The sequence below is a fragment of the Bradyrhizobium sp. genome, from assembly GCF_049581145.1.
Classification (GTDB): domain Bacteria; phylum Pseudomonadota; class Alphaproteobacteria; order Rhizobiales; family Xanthobacteraceae; genus Bradyrhizobium.
Genome location: NZ_JBAURI010001222.1, coordinates 1 through 4026 on the forward strand (window position 1 = coordinate 1; position 4026 = coordinate 4026).

Sequence of the window (4026 nt, forward strand, 5' to 3'; positions counted from 1 at the left end):
GATAGTCACCCGAGCAAACGACGCCTGATATGATTCGAACTTCGGAATCGCTCAACCTAGCCTGGCGCCGCCGCGATCGCTTCGATCTCGACGACAAATTCCGCGCGTGTGAAACCGGAAACGATGATCAGAGTGGAGGCGGGCGGCGTGCCCGAGAATTGCTTGTCGCGCGAGCGCATGTAGCCGGCCATGTGCTCGCGCGCCGTCACATAGGCGTTGAGGCGCACGATATTTGCCAGGGTCATGCCGTCCTCGGCGAGGATGGCGGCGATATTGGCGAAGCAGAGATCAGCCTGCGCCTCGCCGTCGCCGGGGATTGTGCCGTCGGCAGCGATCCCGAGCTGGCCGGAGGTGACGACCAGCCGTTGACCGGCCGGCACGGCGATGCCGTGGCTGTAGCGCGCCAGGGGCGGCGGGATTGATGTTGGAGCAAGTGCGCGCAAGGTCATCCTCATTGAGCAGCGGGAACCGCGGCGGACATGTTAGGTCAATTGTCGCGGCCGCGCATTGGCGAAGTCGTGCGATCGACACGCTTCGCACGAATGCCTGCGCCGCCCGTTGCCGGAAAGGCAACGGATAGAACGAATTAAAATGCTTTGAGATGACAGGCGGGACGTGCATCCTGAAACTAAAGGCGGATCGCGTGATGCAGTGTCGAGCCTCACACATCGGGATCGCCGGCGAGATGCCAGCTCGAAACGAAGGACCGCGAATGGCCAAAAACTTGTTGCCGCGCAGGATCGCAATTGCCATGGCCGGCGCTGGTGCGCTGTTTGCCACGCTCTCGCCTGCGTTCGCCGCCGACAAGGTAACCTTCCTGACCAGCTGGTTCGCCCAGGCCGAACATGGCGGCTTCTATGAGGCCAAGGCGACCGGGCTGTACGACAAGGCCGGTCTCGACGTCACCATCAAGATGGGTGGGCCGCAGGTCAACGGCTCGCAGCTGCTGCTCGCCGGCGAGACCGATTTCATGATGGGCTATGACATCCAGGTCCTGAAGGGCCGCGAGCAGAACCTGCCGCTGGTGACGGTCGCGTCCTCGTTCCAGTTCGACCTGCAGGGCTTGATGACCCATGACGACGTCGCCGATATCGCCGCCCTGAAAGGCAAGCCGATCCTGATCGCGGGGTCGTCGCGGGTGACATTCTGGCCGTGGCTGCGCGCCAAATATGGTTTCACCGACGACCAGATCCGGCCCTACACCTTCAACCTGCAGCCGTTCTTCGCCGACAAGAACGTCGCCCAGCAGGCCTATCCGTCGTCCGAGCCGTATCAGGCCGAGCAGCAGAACGAGAAGGTGAAGTTCTTTCTGCTGGCCGATGGCGGCTATCCGCCCTATGGCTCGACCATCGTCACCACCGAGAGGATGATTGCCGAAAAGCCGGATGTGGTGGCCCGATTCGTGAAAGCTTCGCTCGAGGGCTGGCGCGACTACGTGAAGGATCCCGCGCCGGCCAATGCCCTGATCAAGGCGGACAATCCCAAGATGACCGACGGACAGATCGCCTTCGCAATCGAGAAGCTGAAACAGAACAAGGCGATCGATGGCGGCGACGCCGCGACATTGGGCATCGGGGTCATCACGTCAGAGCGCTACAAGCAGATCTACGATTTCCTGGTTGCGGGCGGCCTGCTCGATCCCAAGGTGGATTGGCACAAGGCCTATGATACGCGTTTCGTCAAGGATCTGAAGATCGGGGTGCAATAGCAACGGCGATGAACGTCCTCCTGTCCGGCGAGCCGTTTGATGACAACGCGCAGAATAAGATGATAACGACGGCCGGCGATCGGCCGCCGGCGGTGGAGGTGCTGTCCGCCGAGAAAGTCTTCTCGAACGGAACGCGCGCGCTGGCGCCGATCGATCTCGTCATCGCTGATGGCGAGTTCCTGACGCTGATCGGCCCGTCGGGCTGCGGCAAGAGCACGCTGCTCAAATTGATCGCCAATCTCTTTGAGCCCTCGGACGGACGGCTGTTGTGGTGGCGCGGCGATTTCGCAAGCGTCGGTCAGGACGGCCGGCGCTTCGCCTTCGTGTTTCAGGAGCCGACCTTGATGCCGTGGGCGCGGGTGGACGCCAATGTAAGGCTGCCGCTGGAACTCGCTGATGTCCCCAGGGCCAAAGCCGCCCCCCGCGCGGCCGAGGCGATCGAACGCGTCGGGCTATCCGCTTTCACCCGGCACTATCCCCGCCAGCTCTCGGGCGGCATGAAGATGCGGGTCTCGATCGCCCGCGCGCTGGTGACCAGGCCCAATCTGCTGCTGATGGACGAGCCGTTCGGCGCGCTCGACGAGTTTACCCGCAACAGGCTCGACGCCGACCTGATCCGGCTGTGGTGGCAGGGCAAACTGACGACGGTGTTCGTCACCCATTCGATCTATGAGGCCGTCTTCCTGTCGACCCGAATCGTCGTCATGGCTGCCAATCCCGGCCGTATCTTCCGGACCATGACGATCGATGAGCCGCAGCCGCGCGACGAGGGCTTTCGCGACAGCTCGAAATTCGCGGCCTATTGCCGCGAATTGTCGACGTGGCTGGCCGAGGCCTCGCTTCCGGCCGCATCCGGTGCCGTGTCATGAAGCCGCTGCTCGAATCGGAAACCTTTGTGCGGATCGCAGCGCCGCTTGCGGTCGGCGTCGTGTTGTTCGTGGTGTGGGAAGTCGGTTTCCGGCTGGCGTCGGTGCCGGTCTATCTGTTCCCGAAGCCGAGCGACATTTTCGTAAGCTTCGTCCACAACTGGCCGTCATTGCTGCGGGCGCTGGGGGTGACCTTGCGGGTGACCCTGCAGGCGTTCGCGGCAGCCGTCGTGATCGGCACGCTGGTCGCCTTCATGTTCGTGCAGAGCCGGGCGATCGAGGTCAGCCTGTTTCCCTATGCCGTACTGCTGCAGGTGACACCGGTCGTCGCCATCGCGCCGCTCATCATTATCCTGGTCAAGAACACGCAAGCTTCGCTGACGATCTGCGCCACATTGGTGGCGCTGTTTCCGATCATTTCCAACACCACGCTGGGCTTGCGCAGCGTCGATCCAGGGCTGGCGAACTATTTTCGCATGAACCGGGCGGGGCGGCTGAAGACGCTGATCAAGCTCCGGATCCCCGGCGCGCTGCCTTACTTTTTCGGCGGCTTGCGCATCTCCAGCGGCCTGGCGCTGATCGGCGCTGTGGTGGCCGAGTTCGTCGCCGGCACCGGGGGGCGATCGTCGGGCCTCGCCTATGAGATCCTGGATGCCGGGTTCACGCTCGATATTCCCCGCATGTTCGCGGCGCTGTTCCTGATCACCTTGACCGGCGTCCTGCTGTTTGGCGCCATGGTCGTGCTGTCAAAACTCGCGCTGTCGAACTGGCACGAAAGCGAAATCAGGCCGGAGACATGACCGCCATGCTGATCGAGAATGCCGCCGGGATCTTCACCGGACGCCCGGGCGCCGCGATGCGGGCCTCGGGCGCGATCCGGATTCGCGACGGCGTGATTGTCGAGATCGGCGCGCTCACGGCCGAGCCGGACGAGCCCAGGCTCGATGCCGGCGGCTGCGTGGTCTATCCCGGGCTGATATCGACACATCACCATCTGTTCCAGAGCGTGATGAAGGGCGTTGCGGCCGGCATCAATCTGCCGCTGGCCGGCTGGCTGCGCTCGGTGCCGTATTCGTTCTGGTCGAAGGTCGACGAGGAGGCGCTGGCGGTCGCAGCAAGGATCGGCCTGAGCGAATTGCTGCTGTCGGGAACGACGACCGCTGCCGACCATCACTATCTCTTCAGCGACAGTTTCCGGTTCGATCCGGCGCATGTGATCTTCGAGGTCGTGCGCAGCCTCGGCATCCGCCTGGTGTTCTGCCGCGGCGGCGCCACCATCGCGCGTCATTTCGATACCGACGAGTTTCCGCCGATGCCGGTCGAGTCGCTGGACCGCATGCTGCAATCGGTCGAGGCCTGCGCCCAGCGCTTTCATGACACCTCGCCGGGAAGCCTGACCCAGGTCGCGCTGGCGCCGACCACGCCGACCTGGTCGCTCGATCCCGGCGAACT

The 4026-nt window shown here is 63.6% G+C and carries 5 protein-coding genes; 4 read left to right on the plus strand and 1 reads right to left on the minus strand.

What is annotated here, in order from left to right; translation table 11 throughout:
* Window positions 1-56: 56 nt before the first annotated feature.
* Entirely contained in the window at window positions 57-449 is a 393-nt protein-coding gene (locus WCB02_RS38890; protein WP_423967561.1) for a RidA family protein, read from the minus strand.
* Between the two features lie 263 nt (window positions 450-712).
* Between WCB02_RS38890 and WCB02_RS38895 the strand changes: the two genes are divergently transcribed.
* From WCB02_RS38895 to WCB02_RS38910, 4 genes are all read left to right on the plus strand, one after another.
* Window positions 713-1708, plus strand: a complete 996-nt coding sequence (locus WCB02_RS38895) for an ABC transporter substrate-binding protein (protein ID WP_423967563.1) — start codon at window positions 713-715, stop codon at window positions 1706-1708.
* 59 nt (window positions 1709-1767) lie between these two features.
* Window positions 1768-2577, plus strand: coding sequence for an ABC transporter ATP-binding protein (locus WCB02_RS38900; RefSeq protein ID WP_423967565.1), 810 nt, complete (start codon window positions 1768-1770; stop codon window positions 2575-2577).
* Window positions 2574-3374, plus strand: a complete 801-nt coding sequence (locus tag WCB02_RS38905; RefSeq protein ID WP_423967567.1) for an ABC transporter permease — start codon at window positions 2574-2576, stop codon at window positions 3372-3374. Before WCB02_RS38900 ends, WCB02_RS38905 begins: the two co-directional genes overlap by 4 nt.
* On the plus strand, window positions 3371-4026 hold a 656-nt coding region (locus WCB02_RS38910; protein ID WP_423967570.1), incomplete at its 3' end, for an amidohydrolase family protein. The genes WCB02_RS38905 and WCB02_RS38910, both read left to right, overlap by 4 nt.